The 17,657-nt window shown below is 73.0% G+C and carries 10 protein-coding genes; 2 read left to right on the forward strand and 8 right to left on the reverse strand.

Annotated features, from left to right (window positions below; translation table 11 throughout):
* Window positions 1-50: 50 nt before the first annotated feature.
* From AB1460_RS17730 to AB1460_RS17745, 4 genes are all read right to left on the reverse strand, one after another.
* Window positions 51-1,229, reverse strand: a complete 1,179-nt coding sequence (locus tag AB1460_RS17730; protein ID WP_368962609.1) for an ABC transporter substrate-binding protein — start codon at window positions 1,227-1,229, stop codon at window positions 51-53.
* A 361-nt stretch (window positions 1,230-1,590) separates the two neighbouring features.
* Window positions 1,591-4,263, reverse strand: coding sequence for a HelD family protein (locus tag AB1460_RS17735; RefSeq protein WP_368962610.1), 2,673 nt, complete (start codon window positions 4,261-4,263; stop codon window positions 1,591-1,593).
* Window positions 4,264-4,461: 198 nt separating this feature from the next.
* Window positions 4,462-5,124 carry a hypothetical protein gene (locus AB1460_RS17740; RefSeq protein WP_368962611.1) on the reverse strand — a complete coding sequence of 221 codons (663 nt, stop codon included), beginning with the start codon at window positions 5,122-5,124 and terminating at the stop codon, window positions 4,462-4,464.
* A gap of 138 nt (window positions 5,125-5,262) precedes the next feature.
* Complete coding sequence (locus AB1460_RS17745; protein WP_368962612.1) at window positions 5,263-6,204, reverse strand: alpha/beta fold hydrolase; 942 nt, start codon at window positions 6,202-6,204, stop codon at window positions 5,263-5,265.
* Between the two features lie 200 nt (window positions 6,205-6,404).
* On the opposite strand from AB1460_RS17745, the gene AB1460_RS17750 reads away from it, so the two are divergent.
* A complete protein-coding gene (locus AB1460_RS17750; protein ID WP_368962613.1) occupies window positions 6,405-7,616 on the forward strand; it encodes an acyl-CoA dehydrogenase family protein in 1,212 nt (403 codons plus the stop codon).
* A gap of 232 nt (window positions 7,617-7,848) precedes the next feature.
* On the opposite strand, the gene AB1460_RS17755 is transcribed toward AB1460_RS17750, so the two are convergent.
* Window positions 7,849-9,189, reverse strand: a complete 1,341-nt coding sequence (locus AB1460_RS17755) for a hypothetical protein (RefSeq protein ID WP_368962615.1) — start codon at window positions 9,187-9,189, stop codon at window positions 7,849-7,851.
* A 317-nt stretch (window positions 9,190-9,506) separates the two neighbouring features.
* Here AB1460_RS17755 and AB1460_RS17760 point away from each other — a divergent pair, with 317 nt between their 5' ends.
* The gene (locus AB1460_RS17760) at window positions 9,507-11,651 is read left to right on the forward strand and encodes a protein kinase domain-containing protein (protein ID WP_368962616.1); all 2,145 of its coding nucleotides are present in this window, start codon (window positions 9,507-9,509) and stop codon (window positions 11,649-11,651) included.
* Here the strand turns inward: AB1460_RS17760 and AB1460_RS17765 are convergent.
* From AB1460_RS17765 to AB1460_RS17775, 3 genes are all read right to left on the reverse strand, one after another.
* A complete protein-coding gene (locus AB1460_RS17765; RefSeq protein ID WP_368962618.1) occupies window positions 11,627-12,445 on the reverse strand; it encodes a hypothetical protein in 819 nt (272 codons plus the stop codon). The two genes, AB1460_RS17760 and AB1460_RS17765, sit on opposite strands and share 25 nt — an antisense overlap.
* Window positions 12,446-12,618: 173 nt before the next feature.
* The gene (locus AB1460_RS17770; RefSeq protein WP_368962619.1) at window positions 12,619-15,129 is read right to left on the reverse strand and encodes an FHA domain-containing protein; all 2,511 of its coding nucleotides are present in this window, start codon (window positions 15,127-15,129) and stop codon (window positions 12,619-12,621) included.
* Window positions 15,130-15,749: 620 nt separating this feature from the next.
* Entirely contained in the window at window positions 15,750-17,282 is a 1,533-nt protein-coding gene (locus tag AB1460_RS17775) for a DUF2993 domain-containing protein (RefSeq protein WP_368962620.1), read from the reverse strand.
* Between the last annotated feature and the right edge of the window lie 375 nt (window positions 17,283-17,657).

The raw sequence follows: 17,657 nt of genomic DNA on the forward strand, positions 1-17,657 counted from the left end.
CCCGCGTTCGGCCCGCGTCGAGCCATGTGGATCACGGGGCCCGCGGAGGCTCAGGTCCCCAGGGTCCCACAGCGGGGCGCCGGTCGAAGCACCTCGAAGCGCTGCCCGTCCGGCGCCACCCGCAGGAAGGTGTAGCACCGTCCCAGCTGGCCGAAGGACGTCGTGAAGTCGATGGGCGCGGGCAGCAGGCCGCCCGCGGAGTAGTCGCGCACGGTACGCAGGCCGTCGAGGAAGCGCTGGCGGGTCGGGCAGGGCCCGGCCTCGGCGAGGCCGCGCACGAACATGTCGGCCGCGATCCAGCCGGACAGGGATGCCTGGCGGTTCGGCGGCTGCATCTGCGGCGCGTAGCGGCCCATCGCCGCGAGGAAGGCGCGGTGGCCGGGCAGGTCCAGCTCGAACGGCTGGTAGTCGACGAAGAGGTTGACGTTGAGGTCTCCCAGGAGCGAGCCGAACGCCTTCAGCAGGCTCTGGTCGTAGCCCGACGGCGACAGGACGACCCGCAGCTCCGCCCCGGCCGCCTTCGCGCCCAGCACGACCTGGCCGAAGGCCCCGCCGGTGACGGTTCCGACGAGGGTGTCCGCCCCGCTGTCGCGCACCTGGTTCCCGACCGCACGCAGGTCGATGGGGCCGGTCGCCTCCACGGTGCCGACGACCCGCACGCCGGCGCCCTCCAGGCTGGCCTTCAGCTCCTCGGCGAGCTCACCGGACGCGGCCGAGAGACTCGAGACGGCGATCACCGCGGAGGTCCCGCCCTGGTCGGCCACGAACTCCCCCCAGGTCGAGACCGAAACCCCGTCCGCGATCATGTTCGAGTAGCTGAACATGTTGTCGAACCTGGTCCAGGCGGCGTCGAGCGAGGTTCCCGTGACGGGGACCCCGAGGCCGTGCAGGTACTCCGCCGAGCCGTCCGACGCCGCGGTCGACTCCATGATCCCGAAGACGTTCTGCTCCTCGACGAGGCGCTGGGCCGCCGTCCGGTTCACGCCGGCCTGCGAGCCGTCGTCCTGCCAACGGTAGGTGAGGCTGCGTCCGTGCACGCCACCGTCAGCGTTCGCGACACCCAGCCGAGCGTCCACCCCGGCGCGGAACGGGCCGAACAGCGAGGCGGCGTTGCCGGAGTCCGGGTACAGCAGGCCGAGCCGGACCTCGTCGCCGGCGATCCCCGGTGACGGCGGGCAGGACGGATCCGAGCGACTCGGCGTTGGCGGCAGCGCGCCATCACGGGACACGCATGAGACACATGCCAACCCGACGAGCAGTGCGGCCACTCCGGCCCGCGCCGCCCGCCAGCTCCCCACCAGCCAGGACGCGCGCGGGCCTCGGCACTCCGGCCGGGCGGCTACGGGATCCCCGGCACCACCACGGCCCGTCCCAGGTCTGATACGCACAGCACCAGAGTGACCCACGAAAGTCACCATCAACGTCTAACCGTTGATTCTGTGAACTTCCACCATCAGGCCAATTCCCGCGCAACCCTTCGGCCGGACGCTCGACGGCGTTCCTGTCTCGACGGCCGCACCCACGCTGACCTGGTACAGGCCCGCACGTCTCCGGATGCCTGGCCCGGCTGACCTGCCTGGGCGGTTGCGCTCACCAGAGCAGATGGAGCTGGCGCCCGCCGGCATCCGCATCCGCATCCGCGGGCAGGTCGGTGTCGACAGCCACGCTGGCATCCCCGGCACTGGCGATGGCGTCCCCGGCACCGGTGCTCCCGGCACCGGCGGCCTCGGCCTTGGCGGTGTCCGGCGGCGCATCACCGCCGTGGGGCCTTTCCGGCCCGGTGGCGGGCGGGGGCACGTCACCCTCCTGTTCCAGGCCGTGCAGCACCGCGGGGAGATCACCGGCGTACACGACCGTGAGCAGGCGGGTGGCCCGGGTCAGTGCCACGTACAGGTCCGCCAGGCCCCGGGTCGGCCCGGCCAGGATCTCGGCCGGCTCGACGATGATGACGGCGTCGAACTCGAGGCCTTTCGAGTCGGCGACGGTGAGGACCGCGACGGGAGCGTCCAGCAGCCGGTCGGCCGCCGACCGTCCCCGGTCGGCGCGGGCGGCGGCGCCGGGGGTCTCGAGCTCCCGCGGTGCCAGCAGCGCCGGGTCCGCCGCCTGCAGCGCCCCGCGCACCGCCGCGACCCGCCCGGGCGGGGTGATCACCGCGGTCCTCCCGCCCCTGACCTCGTCGGCCGCGGCCCTGGTCTCGGCGACCACGCCACGCACCAGCGCGGCCTCGTGGCCGGCGCGGGTCGCGGGAGCCGCGCCGGAGACGGTCCGGACAGCACGGGGGCGCCGGCCGACGGAACGCACCGAGAGCGGCGCGGCGGCGGTGGGGTCGGCAGCGGCCAGCACACCCGCGGCGACGTCCATGATCTCGCTGGGGGTCCGGTAGTTCACGGTGAGGCGCTCGACGGCGTAGTGGGTGACGTCCCGGCCGAGCAGCTCGCCCCAGTTGCGCGGTGCCTGCGGGCGGGCGGCCTGCGCCAGGTCGCCGACGAGGGTCGCCGTACGCCCCGGACAGCGCCGCCACAGCAGCCGCCACAGCATCGCCGAGACCTCCTGGGCCTCGTCCACGATCAGGTGCCCGTACGTCCAGCTCCGGTCGGTGCTGGCGTACTCGGCGGCACTGCGGCGCTGGCGGGGGGCCGTCCAGCGCTCGGCGACGGCGTCGGCGTCCAGCCGGTCGTCCAGGCCGAGCATCTCCAGCACCCCGCGGGCGTACTCGCGTTCCGCCGCCCGCTCGGCGTTCGCGCGGCGGGCCTCGTCGCGACGGGCCTTCTCGTCCGGGTCGCCGAGCAGTTCGGCCGCCTCGTCGAGCAACGGGACGTCCGCCGGGGTCCACGCCGGAGCGGGCGAGGCAGCGGGGCTGGCGGGGGCGCCCGGCGCGGTGGGCCCGGCGGCGGAACGGGCCTGGGGGGCAGCGCTCGCGCCGCGGCGCAGCAGGCCGCGCTCCTGCCCGGTGAGCCGGGTACCGGCGGCCCGGGCAAGCCGGTCGGGCGAGGCGTAGAGGTCGGCGAGCAGCCGGGCGGGCGTGAGCACGGGCCACAGGTCGTTGAGGGCACGGCGGATGCCCTGGTCCGCCCAGAGGTCCGCTCGGATCTCCGTACGCTCGTCCGGATCAAGCAGCCCGTTGGGCAGCTGCGCGACCACCTGGCTGGTCAGGGTGCTCAGCAGTTCCCGCAGGAAGATCTGGCGGGCCGCGTTGTGCGGGCGGCGGCTGCGCCGCGCCCGGGTGCGGGCCCGGACGACCGTGTCCCGGTCCAGGTGAAGATCGTGCTCGTCATGCCGGAGACGCAGCACACGGGAGGGGACCCGCTGACGGTCCCGGACGGCGCCGGCGATCACGTCGGCCATCCGCGCGTCGCCCTTGAGCACGGCGGTGGCGACGGGCTCGTCGCCGGTCGCGTCCACACCGGGGAACAGCCGTCCCGGCGTCGCGAAGACGACGCCGGTCTCGCCGAGGGAGGGCAGCACCTGCTCGATGTAGCGCAGGAAGACCGGGCTGGGCCCGACCACCAGCACGCCGGAGCGCAGCAGCCGGTCGCGGTGGGTGTAGAGCAGGTAGGCGGCGCGGTGCAGTGCGACCGCCGTCTTTCCCGTTCCCGGGCCACCGTCGACGACCAGGACGGCGTTCGCCGCGGCCCGGATGATCCGGTCCTGCTCGGCCTGCAGGGTCGAGACGATGTCGTGCATCCGCCCGGTGCGCGGGGCCGACAGCGCCTCCAGCAGCATCGTGTCGCCCGAGGCGGGCGCCTGGGCACCGGCGGACCCGGAATCGCCCTCGGCCGCGGCCCCGGAGGCGGCCTCGGCCGCGGCGACGGTGGCCGCACGCGGATCCAGCGGGTCGTCGGCGATGCCGGTGACCCGGCGGCCGCGGGTGCGCAGGTGGCGCCGGCGCACCAGTCCGCGCGGGTCGGCGAGGGTGGCCTGGTAGAACGCGGTGGCGACCGGCGCGCGCCAGTCCACCAGGATGGGCTCCTGCTCCCGGTCGGTCAGCCCGATCCGCCCGATGTAGGTGCGGCGTCCCTCCGTGTGGTCCATCGCGCCGAAGCACAGCCGGCCCTCGGCTGCGTCCAGGCGGGCCAGGCGGTCGGCGTGGGTCGCGGCGAAGACGTCCCGTTCCACGATCGACTGCGGCGTCCCCGTCCCGGCCTCCATCAGGACCTGCCTGAGCTGGTCGCGGGTGGTCTCGCGGATCTCGTCGAGGCGCGTGTAGAGGGTGTCGACGTAAGCCTGCTCGTACGCAAGCTCGGAGTCACGAGTCGTCGGCACCGGATGTCCTTTCCACTCGGCGGTGGGATACGTGTCAGGGGGCGGCTGCGAGCGACCAGCGCTGCCCGCTGACAGCCCACCACACCGCTGACAGCCCACCACACCAGGATCATCCCGCCTGCCAACGCCCCGGCCACGACGTGTCCCGTTCGCCGCCCCGGCGCCCGGGGCGGACCCGGCGCCCACCCCGGCCTGCGGTCACCCTCCGCGTGCCGCCGCCTGCCGCACGTCGTCGGCGTCGTGCTCCAGCCGGGTGCGCACGAGCGCCGCGACGAGCCGCGGGACATCCTCGCGCTCGACGAGTTCGGCCAGGTCCCGCGGGTCGGTCGGCAGGCCCAGGTCGCCGGCGGCAGCCCGCGCCCGCTCGTCGACGTAGGGCACCAGCTCGTCCCAGGCCGCCTGCGCCTCGCGGAGGAAGATGTCCGCGCCGACCGGGCCGATGCCCTTGATCTGCTGGAGCAGCTCCCGTTCGCGGTCCGGCGTGTGGTCCGCCGCGTCCCGCAGCCGGCGGATGTCGCCGTCGTAGGTGTCGAGCAGGTAGCCGCAGGCATCCGCCAGTGTCCGCGACGTGCTCTCGTCGTAGCGGGCGTAGCCGGACCGGTTGAGCACCCGGACCCGCTCGGCCCAGCTCGCCTCGCCGAGGGCCGCCGCCGACGTCCAGCCCTGCCTGCGCAGGGCCCGGAACGCCTCGACCGCCATCGACGTGCGGATCGGCGCACTCGCCAGCAGCGCGAAGAGCAGGAGACCGAACATGCCCTCGGCCGTGTCGGCGGGGACGTCCACGTCGATGTCCTCGGCGTAGGTGCGGCCGTGCCGGGCGAGCAGCTCGCGCAGGATCGCCTCGCTGTCAGTTCCAGCCATGACCCTGGGCTACCCGCGGCCGGGGGGCCCGACTCCCTGCTGTCAACCCCGCGCCCGACCCCGCGCCGGCCATACCAGCCCACAGTGGGCAGCGGACGGGTCCCGGTGGACACCCGGGAGACACCCGGGAGCCTCCGCTCAGTCGGCGAGGAACTCCTCGATCAGTCGGACGAGTTCCAGCGGCCGGTCACTCTGCACCGAGTGGCCCGCCCCGTCGACCACGGCGGTGCGCAGCGCCGGCAGCCGGCGGCGGAACTGCTCGACGTCGTCGTCGTGGACGAACGGTGACGCGCCGCCCCGCACGAGCAGCAGCGGCACGCTGATCGCAGCCACCTCGTCCCACAGCCGGGTCATGGCGGTCATCTGGTCGGCGCCGCCGGGGCTGGCCAGGTCGTACCGCCACGCCCAGCGGCCGTCGGGCAGCCGGTAAGCGTTGTGGCGAACCCCGCGGCGCACCCCCGAGGCCGGGCGGCGCGGGCTCAGCGCGATAGCGGCCTGCGCCATCTGCTCGAACGAGTCGTACGTCGGCGGCCCGCCGACCAGCGCCACCGCCCCTCGCTGCGCCGTGTCCATCGCGCGGACCCGGTCCGCGGACTGTGGCGTGACGTCGACGAGGATCGCGCTGCGGCACAGGTCCGGCCGGGTCGCGGCGAGGTGGATGGTGGTGGCGCCGCCGAGCGACATGCCGACGACGACCCGCGCCGCGGGCGCCGCCACCCGCAGCGCCTCGGCAACCGCATCCGCGTTCGCCCACGGACCGTAGTCATGATCGTCACGCCGGTAGGAATGGCCGTGCCCGGGCAGGTCGAAGGCGATCGCGGGACGCCCCACCGCGAGCACCACCGAATCCCAGGTGTGCGCGTTCTGGCCGCCGCCGTGCAGGAACACGAGTTCGGGCTCGGCCGTGCCCCAGCGGAGGTGGCTCAGCCACCGGCCGGGCTCGACCTCGACCTGGCCGCGGGCCACCTCGGGGCGCCCCGTGTAGGGAATCCCCAGCTCCTCGGCGTTCTCGTGCAACAGCCCGAACTCGTCGTAGTCGTCGGTCTCGGGGTTGCTGTCGATGTCCGGCTGATCGGCCATGATCGGCGCCTCGCTCTCGTCCGCATCTGTTCGGCCGCCAGGTCCGATCCGGCCCGGCGGCCGACGGGCCGCGCAGGGAGAATGTAGGACCGATCGGGCGCGACACGCGCCGATCCGGCCGGTCGGACGCAGTTCCGGTTCTTCCGCCACGCGGGACGGGGCCGAAACAGGCCGGCACAGGCCGACGGAAGGAACCCCTCATGAGCTTCAGCCTCGACCTCACAGACGACCAGACCGAGCTGCGAACGTGGGTGCACGGCTTCGCCGAGGACGTCGTACGCCCCGCCGCCGCGGAGTGGGACGAACGGGAGGAGACCCCCTGGTCGATCATCCAGGAGGCGGCGAAGATCGGGCTGTACACCTTCGACACCCTCTCCACCCTGTGGTTCGAGCCGACCGGGCTGTCGCTCCCGATCCTGTCGGAGGAGCTGTTCTGGGGCGACGCCGGCATCGGCATGTCGATCATGGGGACGTCGCTGGCGATCGCCGGCCTGGCCTCGTCGGGCACGATGGAGCAGATCGGCGAGTGGGTGCCCGCCTGCTTCGGGGACGCCGCCGACCCGAAGGTCGCCGCCTACTGCGTCTCCGAACCCGAGGCCGGCTCGGACGTCTCCTCGATGCGGGTCCGGGCCCGCTACGACGAGGCGCGGGACGAGTGGGTCCTCAACGGCCAGAAGGCGTGGATCACCAACGGCGGCATCGCGAACGTGCACATCGTCGTCGCGTCGGTGGACCCCGAGCTGCGGGCGCGCGGCCAGGCCTCGTTCGTCATCCCGCCCGGCACGCCCGGGCTCGCCGCGACCCGCAAGATCAGGAAGCTGGGCCTGCGCGCGTCGCACACCGCCGACGTGTTCCTCGACGACGTCCGGATCCCGGGCCGGTGCCTGCTCGGCGGCAAGGACAAGCTGGACGAGCGACTGGCGCGGGCCCGCGAGGGCACCCGCTCCGCCGAGCAGACCGCCCTGCGCACCTTCGAGATGAGCCGCCCGACCGTCGGCGCCCAGGCGGTGGGCATCGCCCGGGCCGCCTACGAGTACGCGCTCGACTACGCGCGTACCCGCGAGCAGTTCGGACGTCCCATCATCACCAACCAGGCGATCGCGTTCGCTCTCGCCGACATGCGCATGGAGATCGACGCGGCCCGGCTGCTGATCTGGCGGGCGGCGTGGATGGGCCGCAACGAGCGCCGCTTCGAGGCCGGCGAGGGCTCGATGTCGAAGCTCAAGGCAGGTGAGGTCGCGGTGTGGGCGACGGAGAAGGCGGTGCAGATCCTCGGCGGCGCCGGCTACAGCCGGGAGCACCCTGTCGAGCGGATGTACCGCGACGCGAAGATCTACACGATCTTCGAGGGCACGTCGGAGATCCAGCGGCTCGTGGTCGCCCGGGCGATCTCCGGGATGCGCCTGGCCTGAGCGGCTCCGACGCCTGCCGGCAAAGGCGAACGGGGACAGTTTCTCGCACCAGTTGCACAGAAACCAGCAAGCTACGGGGTTCGCGGGCCGCCGGCCGGCTTGGATCAGGCAGAGGCCGGATCGCCGACGTGGCATCGGGGGCGATGTTCGGGGGCATCAGCCACGTCTGGCGATCCGGTCCAGCCGATCCGGTCCAGCCGGTCGGCGCCCGCGAACCCGGGCCGCTGCCCCCTCATCCACGCAGGCCCGCCGGCAACGCGGACACGTAGGCCACGCTGGCGTGGCTGTCCACCGGGCGGCCAGCCGCGTCCACGCAGCGGATGGTCGCGGTCAGATCGGCGGGCTCCGCTCCGGTCTCGTCGGGCCCTCGCGCCCAGTCGTCGGCCGAGCACCGTGAGGTCGCGTCGCCGTACGCCGTCACTCCCAGGAAGTCCGGGCCACGCCCCACCCCGGGGAGGACCACCTCGTAGACACCGACCTCGACCCGCCGGACGGTGTTGACCGCCCCGGTGCTGTTGGCCGAGTAGCGGCCCCACGCCTCGACCGGATCACTGAGCGGCGCCGGTTCCACCGGCCCGTCACCAGTCGTCACGCCCGTGAAGACATGGGCGAATCCGCCCGCCCCGGCCGGCATCAGCGCGTCCCGGTCGGTGTAGAGCAGCGCGAACGGGGTGTCAGCCCAGGTCGCGCCGTCGGTGCAGCCGACCAGCACGGTCTGCCGGTCACCGAGCACCTCCCGATCGAGGGGGTTGCACCCGGCTGCGCCGCCGCCGATCGCGTTCAGCTGGAGGTTGTTGCCGGGGCGCACGAACTGGGCGCCGACGAGGTCGACGGCATAGCGGCCGGTGGCCACCCGGCGGACGTCGATCCGACCCGGACCGGCGACGCTGTACCGGCCGGGATCCAGCGGGCCGGCCGCGGCGGTGCCGTCGTGGTGCAGATAGGCGTACGGCCCGCCGTCGCCCGTCCCCGCGCGGCCGGCCGGCGCGTGGGTGAACAGGACCGCGAACCGCGAGTCCGCGTACGCACCGGACGGGTCGCGGCAGACCAGCGCGACCCGTTCGTCGAGCCGCTCACCGGCCCGCACGGGCACCACCTGCCCGCTGCCCGCCGCGGTGGCCGCCACGGCCTCGTCGGCCTCGTCGGCCTCGTCGGCGGACTGTCGCACCGCCTGCCAGTCGGTGACGTGGCAGTACGCCCCGCCGTCGGGTGGCGCGCCGATCGACGTGGCCAGGGCCACCCCCCGCCCGCCCACGACCCCGATACCGGGGAAGGTGACCTGGTAGCGGCCGACCTCCGACCGGGAGATCACCGGCCTCGCCGCGGCCAGCGCGTCGACGACCTGCCAGCTCCCCGCCGCGGCGCTGTCGGGCGCCTCCAGCGGCGCGGCCGGCGCGGTGACCTCCGAGCGCAGGAAGCCCCAGACCGGCCCGCGGGGATCGGCCGGGCCGAGAGTGCCCTGGATGACCGGTGTGTCCCGGGCGGCCGCGGTGACGATCAGCGTGATGCCGCCGGCGAACGCGAGGACCGCGAGAACCGCGCTGGCCACCGTCGCCCGATTCCAGTGCGGCACGCATCCAGCCCTTCGTTTCCCGGGCGCGCGGGGGAGAACGGCACCCACCCCGCTCCGGAGGCGAGGTATGTCGGAAAAGAGTCCCACATCGGGTCCCTATCCGGACACCGGTGCGTACCCGGCCCGCATTACAGTGTTGCGTTGCCTGCTCCGGAGGTTTCTTTCTGATTCCGCCGGAACGGTGCCGGGATCCGCTCCCGCGGAACTGGTCAGGTGCCGCCAGGGCACCGGCGACACAACGATGATCTTTTTGATGCGCGGCAGAGGTGCTCCCGGGTGAGGCATCTGGCCCGCTACAGCATGTGAGGGTGGGCTCGATGTCATCGGAGGCCGGGATTCCGGCGCGGACCGTTCCGCTCGGTGCGGACGATCCCCGCGAGCTGGGTTCCTACCAGCTGCTCGGCAAGCTCGGCCAGGGCGGTATGGGCACCGTCTACCTGGGCCGATCGCAGCAGGGCCGGCTGGTCGCCATCAAGGTGATCCGTGCCGACGTGGCGGACAATCCTGAGTTCCGGGCCCGTTTCTGGTCGGAGGCGGAGACCGCGCGCCGGGTCGCCCGGGTCTGCACCGCCGAGGTGCTCGAGGCCGCCCCGCACGCCCCCCAGCCCTACCTGGTGACCGAGTTCATCGAGGGCGAGACGCTGGCGCGGTTCGTGGCCCGCAACGGCCCGCTCGCGGACGCGAACCTGGAGCAGCTCGCGGTCGGTGTCGCGGCGGCGCTGACCGCGATCCACCGCGCCGGCATCGTCCACCGGGACCTCAAGCCGGCGAACGTGGTGCTCTCCCCGTTCGGCCCCCGGGTCATCGACTTCGGCATCGCCCGGGCGCTGGACTCTGCCTCCGGGCTGACCGGCGACCTGCAGCAGCTCGGCACTCCCGCCTTCATGTCGCCGGAGCAGATCGAGGGCGGGGCGGTGACCCCGGCGGTCGACATCTGGGCCTGGGGCGGCCTGGTCACCTACGCGGCCACCGGTCACTACCCGTTCGGCGAGGGCAACGCGCAGGTGCTGCTGTACCGGGCGCTGAACGAGGAGCCGCGCCTCGACGGCGTCGACCCCGCGCTGCGCCCCATCGTCTGGCACGCCATGCGCAAGAACCCGACGGGCCGACCCACCGCGCAGCAGCTCATGCTGCGCCTGCTGGGCGACCCCACGGACGACGTCGACGCGACGATCGACCCGAGCGAGGTCACCAACGTCCTCCAGGGCTGGAACCTGCCGATCTCCCCCGCCGTCGGGGCGGGGCCCGCCGCAGCGGGCACAGGCGGCGGGTGGCAGGGCGGCGACGACCGGACGGTGGCCACCATGGCCGCGACCCGCGGCCCCGGCGCCACGGCCCATGGCCCCGGCTACGGCGCCGCGACGGGCGGGGGCACCGGCAGGCCGGGTGAGGCCGCGGCGCCGGGGCCTCGGGTCGGCGAGGGCACCGGCCGGAACCGCCGGACCCCGGCCATCGTCGGTGCGACCGCCGCGGTCGCCGCCGTGGTGATCGCGGCGACGCTGATCGCGCTGAGCGGAGGCGGTGACGGGGACGACACGGACAGCGCCGGCGCGGCAGCGTCGACAACCGCGCCGGGTGAGCTGCCGCTGTCCGCGGTTCCCCTCGACGACACCACGATGGTCTTCGCCAGCGACCAGAGCGGGAACTACGACCTGTACACCGGCCGGCTGCCCGACCAGGGCAAGCTGACCGACATCCGCCCGATCACCACCACCGCCGAAGATGATCTCCTGCCCTCGGTCAGCAGGGACCGCAGGACGGTTGTCTTCACCCGTCGGGAGGGCGCCGAGAACGCCCTGTACGCGGTGGCGGCGGACGGCTCGGGTGCCCCGGTCAGGCTCTTCACCACCGGACCGGCCTCGAAGCTGACCGTCGCCGACGACGCGCGGCCGTCGCTCTCGCCGGACGGCAAGTTCCTGGTCATCCGGTCGACCACCGGCCAGGACGGCCTGCCGAACCCGGGGCTTTACATCGCGTCGCTCGATGGCGAGACCGTCTCCCGGCTCAACGCGGCGCCCCAGGCCACCGACCCCGCCTGGTCGCCCAGCGGCGAGCTCATCGCCTACTGGTCGTCGGAGACGGAGAGTGACCGAGGCTTCATCGTCACCATCCCCACCCAGCCGAACTCGCAGCCCACCCCCATCACCAAGGGCGACGGCAATCGGGACGCCGACCCGACCTTCTCCCCCGACGGCCAGCGCATCGCCTTCAGCCGGGAGATCGGCGGCGACCTGGAGATCTACCAGATGAACACGGACGGCACGGACAGGGTCCGGGTCACCGCCGAGCCGGGGCGGGACCAGGACCCGGCCTACTCGCCGGACGGCAGCCGCCTGGTGTTCACCGGTGAGCGGGGCACGCCGGTCCGCCGGCTCTATCTCACCGACCCGGCGAACACGACCGATGCCGACATCCTTCTCACGGACATCCCGAGCTTTCACGTCCGCTGGGCGAACGGCTGACGGCCGCCGAGGGGGCGACCCGCCCTCCCGGCCCTGCCCGCCGTCATCGCGCCCACGGGTGCGATGACGACGGGCATCGTCGTAGCTGGGCCTGGGCCGGCGGGAGCTCTGTCGTCACGGGCCACGTCGTCCGACGCCGTGACGGCGTCCAGCAGCCGCCAGTAGTCCGGGCCGCCGCCGGGCCCCGCGCCCTCGTCGTTGCGCCGCAGGACAGCGTCCTTGAAGGCCAGGAAGGCGGGCGAGGAGCGGGCCGGACCCTCGCGGGCGCCGGACGGCGGCGATGACGGGCCGCCCAGCCAGCCGAGGCGCAGCACGGCCCGCAGCATCGGCACCGACAGGCACTGGTCCAGCCACAGGACGATGTCCTGCAGGGTGCGGTGCGCCGCCGTGGCGGCAATGCCGCCCAGGTCGGTGAGATCTCGCGGCTCGACCGCCATCGCGTGGCGCCGGCAGCCGGCCCGGCGCCTGCCGGCCGCCACCGGATCGGCGAACGCGACGTCCACCGGCTCCTGCGGCGCCCACCGGGGCAGGCCGGGGATGCCGTGTAGGCGTGCCGCGGTCAGCAGGCAGACCACGCCACCGGCGACCGCCAGCGCGGCGCGGGCGTAGGCGCGCACCCGGTCGCGCACCGGGGGCACGACGAGCGCTCCGCGGATCGGTGCCCGCCAGCCGCCGGAGCGCCGGCGCACCGTGATCGCCGCGTCGGACATGCCGAGCCGACGCGCCTCACACCGGGTAATCATGTCGTCCTGGCCTCGGGCCAGGGCGACGACTCGTTGATAGCTCTCGGGCATGTGCCGAGTCTGCGGTCCGCGCCGGCTGCCGGCAGAGGCGCGGTGCCTCCTGTGGACAACGCGATCCGGATCGGACCCCTGTCCACCGGGTCGGGTCCGCACGCGAAAGGGGGGCGGCGCCCACCCGGGTCCGGGTTGAGCGCCGCCCCCCTTGTGCGGGAGACCGCGTGATGTCAGCGAGCGGTGGGAGCCGTCGGGCGGCGCTTCGAGGTCTTCGGGTCCATCCGGCGCACCAGCAGGGAGACCGCGATGACGCACACGACCCCGACGACGAAGGCTCCGCCGATGTCGATCAGGAACTGCGTCGACGTGAACTGGTAGAGCGGGTCGGCGGGGAAGTCCGGGTTGATCTCCGTCCCGAAGCCGGAGATCGTGTTCAGGTCGATCACCGAGGCGAGCGCGGCGAAGCCCCAGCGGGCGGGCGCGATCCAGCTCACCTGCTCGAGGCCGGGCGTACCGTCCGCCGCGACCAGACCACCGGAGAACACGAGCTGGGCCATCGTGATGAGCACCAGCAGCGGCATCGTCTTGTCCGCGTTGTCGACCAGCGAGGAGATGACCAGGCCGAGCATCGCCGACGCGAGTGACAGCGCGATCACGGCGATCGCGGCTTCCAGGAAGGGGAACCCGAACAGGCCGTCGCCCATCGGTCGACCGGCGATGCCGATGGTGGTGAACACCAGCGCCTGCAGCGTCGTGATGAGCGTGAGCACCACGATCTTCGAACCGATGTAGGCCGTTCGGGACAGACCGATCGCCCGTTCTCGGCGATAGATCGGTCTCTCCTTCACGATTTCTCGCACCGAGTTCGACATGCCCATGAAGCAGGCACACAGTGTCATCACCAGCAGTACTGTCGGCGCGTCTCTGTTCGGTCCTTCAGTCGCCGCTATCAGATCTCCCGGAATTGCCCGTGGAATTGCCCCGAGCAGGAACGGGAAGGCGATGATCAGCCGTAGGTAGGACTTGTCCGACGCCACCACGGCCATCATGCGTCGGCTCAGTGTGATGAGCTGGGAGACGACGGACTGCTGCCGGATGGACGGCAGGTCCTCCGGCGCGGGCCGGGCCGACGGAGCGGTGATCGAAGCGGGTACGTACCAGCGGGAGTTCCGGAACCGGGCCGCCGACTCGGCGCCCGGAGTCGCCTCCAGCGTCAGGAACACGTCGGGGTAGTCCCGGGCGCCGAAGAACGACAGCGCGTCGCCGGGCGGCCCGAAGTAGGCCACGTAACCGCCGGGCGCGAGGACGAGGACATAGTCACACAGGTCGAGCTGGGCGACGCTGTGCGTGACCACGACGACCGTCCGGCCGTCGTCCGCCAGCTTGCGCAGCGACTCCATGACGTTCTTGTCCATGCCCGGGTCGAGGCCGGAGGTCGGCTCGTCCAGGTACAGCAGGGTGGGCTTGGTGAGCAGCTCCAGGGCGACCGAGGTCCGCTTGCGCTGGCCACCGGAGAGCCGGGAGACCTGCGTGTTCGCGTGCTGGGTCAGGCCGAGCTCGGCGAGCACCTCGTCGACCCGCTGGCGGCGCTCCGCCTTCGTGGTGTCGGGCGGGAACCGCAGCTCGGCGCCGAACTCGAGCGCCCGGCGCACGGTCAGCGAGGTGTGCAGGAGGTCCTCCTGCGGCACGTAGCCGATCCGGCGGCGCAGTTCGTCGTACTCGGAGTACATGTCCCGCCCGGCGTAGCGGACGTTGCCCTTGTCCGCCGGGCGGAAGCCGGTCAGCGCGTTGAGCAGCGTCGACTTGCCGGCACCGGAGGGCCCGACCACACCGAGCAGGGCCCGCCCGGGAAGCTTGAAGGTCATGTCGTGCATGAGCTGCTTCTCGCCGGCCCACACGTTCAGGGCGTCGGCCTCGAAGCTGACGTCGCCGGAGTCGAGGTACTCGACGAGCAGCTCGCCCTCGAGCTGGAACACGTGGTGACCGATGGCGATCACGTCGCCCTGGTTCACGTTGGTCCGGCTGATGCGGCGGCCGTTGACGAACACGCCGTTCGCCGACTCGAGGTCGGCGATCTGCAGCCCGGAGCGGCCGATGTAGAGCTCGGCGTGCCGACGGGAGGCCAGCAGGTCGGTGATGACGATGTCGTTGTCGCGGGCGCGGCCCAGCGTCATCGTCCCCGGCCGCAGCCGGTAGGTGGTCCGCCGCTCGTGCTCCTGGTCGAGGCTGGTCGAGCCGGAGGGCGTCTGCGCCGGGTCGTAGGCGGGACCGCCACCGCGCCCACCGGGTGCGGCCTGCCCTCCGGGCGCCCGGCCGCCGGCCTGGCCCCGGGTCGGCGCGGTCGGCTTCGGCGGCTGGTAGCCGCTGGAGCCCGGCAGCATGGTCTGCATGTCGTAGGAGCCCGGGTCGTAGTCGGACTCGTCGTATCCGCCGCGATCGGCCGGGAACTCGGGCATGACCACGACCTCGGGGCCGCTCGGCGTGCCGAGGCGGAACCGGACCTCGCCGTGGACGGGCAGCGCCTCCGGCATCCGCTGGCCGTCGACCCACGTCCCGTTCGAGCTGATGTCGCGAACGGACCAGCCCCCACCGGTCTGCTCGACGAGGAGGTGCCGCCGGGAGACACGGCTGTCGGCGATGACGTAGTCCGCGGTCCGGGCGCGGCCGATGATGAACTGCTCACCTGCCGGCACGGTGGCGGCACCGGCCTCGGTGACGACTCTCAGATACGTCGTCTGCACGTCTCTCCCCCTTCGCGACGGGACGCAGGCCGGGATGCCCCGCCGAAACCCTCATCAGCACGCCGTCCGGATCGGTCTCCGAACAGGACGGGCAACGGTGCCACCACCGATGGATCCTCACTACCTTGACCGATCTTGCGGGATGTCGCAGATCGTAGCGTCGTATGCCGACCTTGATCCAGCCCGGGTGACGCGAGCGCCGTCGAACGGACCGCTTCAGCCGATTCCGGAGCCGACACCTCTAACCTTCCTCACGTCGTTCGTTCACGTCCCGACGCCTTTCATATCGCGTCGGCAGCAGGTTCGTGACCGAGTGTGGTAAGTCCGGCACGGGGACCGGCGACGTGAGCGGGTCGGTGCACCACCGACAATGCCCGCCGGGAACACCTGGCACCTGCTTCTGTCGCCGATCCGACCCGCTACCGTACGCGCCCCCACGAGGGCCCCGGCGGCCGGCCGCGGGACCCACCCGCGGGCCCGTGGCGACCGCTGCAGGCATCGCCCCGACCGGCCGCACCACCCCGACACCCCGACCACGAATGGTGACTTGTCGGAAACGAAGTGTAGCAAGGTGGGCGATCCGTCCAGATTGCCCCGATCCGGCGACCCGATCCGAGACGTCACCTGTCGCCGGCCGGCTTGGGAGCGGCCGGCAGCACCACGTCCTTGGCTGTCGCGGTCAGCGACAGACCGGTCGCGTCCGTGGACGCCTGGACGATGTTCAGATCGAACGGGAGCCCGGCGATCGGAATGGGAATCGACGGAAGGCGCAAACCACCCGGAAGCGGGATGGTGGCGTTGATACCGCCGGCGAGCCCGATCTCCGACGGGACAAGGGTGAGCTCGTTGTTCTCGACCTCGAAGGTGGTCACGCCACTGATCTGCTGGCCGAGGAGAGAGCCCGCGATCTCGACCTTCTCGCCGCCCTCGACCGGCGTCACCCGAACTACGGGATCCACCGTCTCCAGGTAGGCGTTCAGGTCGTCATAGGTGATCCGCACCGTCGCCCGGACGTCGTCGACGGGCACCTCGCCGATGCTGTCGGAGAGCGCGTCACCCAGCGGCACGTGCACGCCTTTGAGATTCGCGTCGACCTCGGAGATCCGCGGCCCGGGTGTGGGAATTCCCTCGATGGTGACGCTGATGTCCTTGAACTTGCCGAACAGCACCTGGGTGAGAAACGGGAAACCGCCGATCGCGACGTTGCGCACCGTCGGCGGCGTGGCACCGGGTTCCAGGCTCTCCGCGACGCTGACCTCGACCTGCTTCTCCATCTGATCCCTGGCAATCGCGACCGCGACCCGGTCACCGACCACGAAGAGAACCAGCAGCAGCACGACGACGAACGCGAGGATCCGGCCTCGGCGACGCTTGCGTTTCGCGGGCGCCGGGCCACCCGGAGCCGGCCGGGAACCGCCCGGGCCGCCGGGCGGCTGCTGGGCACCGCCGGCGGGCAGCGGCCCGCTCTCCGCCCCGTACGGACCGGCCTCCCCGTACGGACCGGCCTCGCCGCCGTACGGGCCCGCCCCGCTGTTCCCGGCGAACACCGGGCGGACGTGGCCTCCGCTGTCGAGGTAGGTGCCGCCGGTGTGGGGAGCGCCCTCGCGGGGCCCGGACGCCGCGGGGTCGTAGCCGGGCTGACCGCCGGCCCCGGGGGCAGGCTGGGCGTACCCGGCAGGCGGCGCGTACCCGGTGCCGGCCCCGGCGGGCGGCCCGTAGGAGGCGGACGCATCGGGGGCACCTGCGGCACCGGGCTGGCCACCGACCGCCTTCGGAGCCCGGCCCCGGCGGACCACCTGGGTCGCCTCACCGAGCAGCTGGGTGGCGCCCTCGCCCTCCGCCTCGTCCTCCGGATCACCGTCGGCGGGGCGAACCCGGCGGCCAGGGCGGAACGCGTCCGCCGGCGGCGGTGGGCCGGCGGGCCGGAAGGCCTCCGGCGGGGGCGGTGGAGCATCCGGGGCACCGGGGCGCGCCCGGCGCTGCACGCTCTCGGTCGGCCGGGTACCGCGTTCGCCCGACTGCGCGGCGGATCCCCTGGGGGGCATCACATTGGTGGCGTCCGCGGGCTCCTGCCCGTCACCGCCGTGCCCGTGGTTCACCGGAACATCTCCCGCTCCGCGCCGCCGGGCGTCCGGCGTGGCGCCGCCTGTCACAGTCGGTCATCTCGAGTCCGACCTGCCGGCCGCCGTCCGAACCGCCGGCCCATCAGAGGATGGTCGCACGCGGAAGGGTCAGGCGACCGTGTCGGGTCCGATCACCTGTGTCTCGCACGTGTCGGATTTCCGACCCGGACGATTGTCGGTCACGCACCGTTCAGGAGCACCAGGAAGGCCGCTCCACCCCGATCACTGTCGGCAATCACGTCCTACGCTCCGCATACCCCCGCGAAACCGGCCCGCCTTCCCGCCCTGGCGGCTCTCGCCCCGAGCACCTCCGCTCGGATGTCACCCTCCGGAGGCGGTCTCTTATCTACATCTCCGAGCCCACGACACCAGAGAGAATCACGTATGCAGTCTCCTGCCTACAAA

The organism is Parafrankia sp. FMc2 (genome assembly GCF_041008525.1).
Lineage (GTDB): Bacteria > Actinomycetota > Actinomycetes > Frankiales > Frankiaceae > Parafrankia.

Coding starts and splice junctions, on each gene's coding strand:
- AB1460_RS17740 (WP_368962611.1), bottom strand. CDS start 5,124: ATGGCTGGAACTGACAGCGAGGCGATCCTGCGCGAGCTGCTCGCCCGG.
- AB1460_RS17745 (WP_368962612.1), bottom strand. CDS start 6,204: ATGGCCGATCAGCCGGACATCGACAGCAACCCCGAGACCGACGACTAC.
- AB1460_RS17750 (WP_368962613.1), top strand. CDS start 6,405: ATGAGCTTCAGCCTCGACCTCACAGACGACCAGACCGAGCTGCGAACG.
- AB1460_RS17760 (WP_368962616.1), top strand. CDS start 9,507: ATGTCATCGGAGGCCGGGATTCCGGCGCGGACCGTTCCGCTCGGTGCG.
- AB1460_RS17765 (WP_368962618.1), bottom strand. CDS start 12,445: ATGCCCGAGAGCTATCAACGAGTCGTCGCCCTGGCCCGAGGCCAGGAC.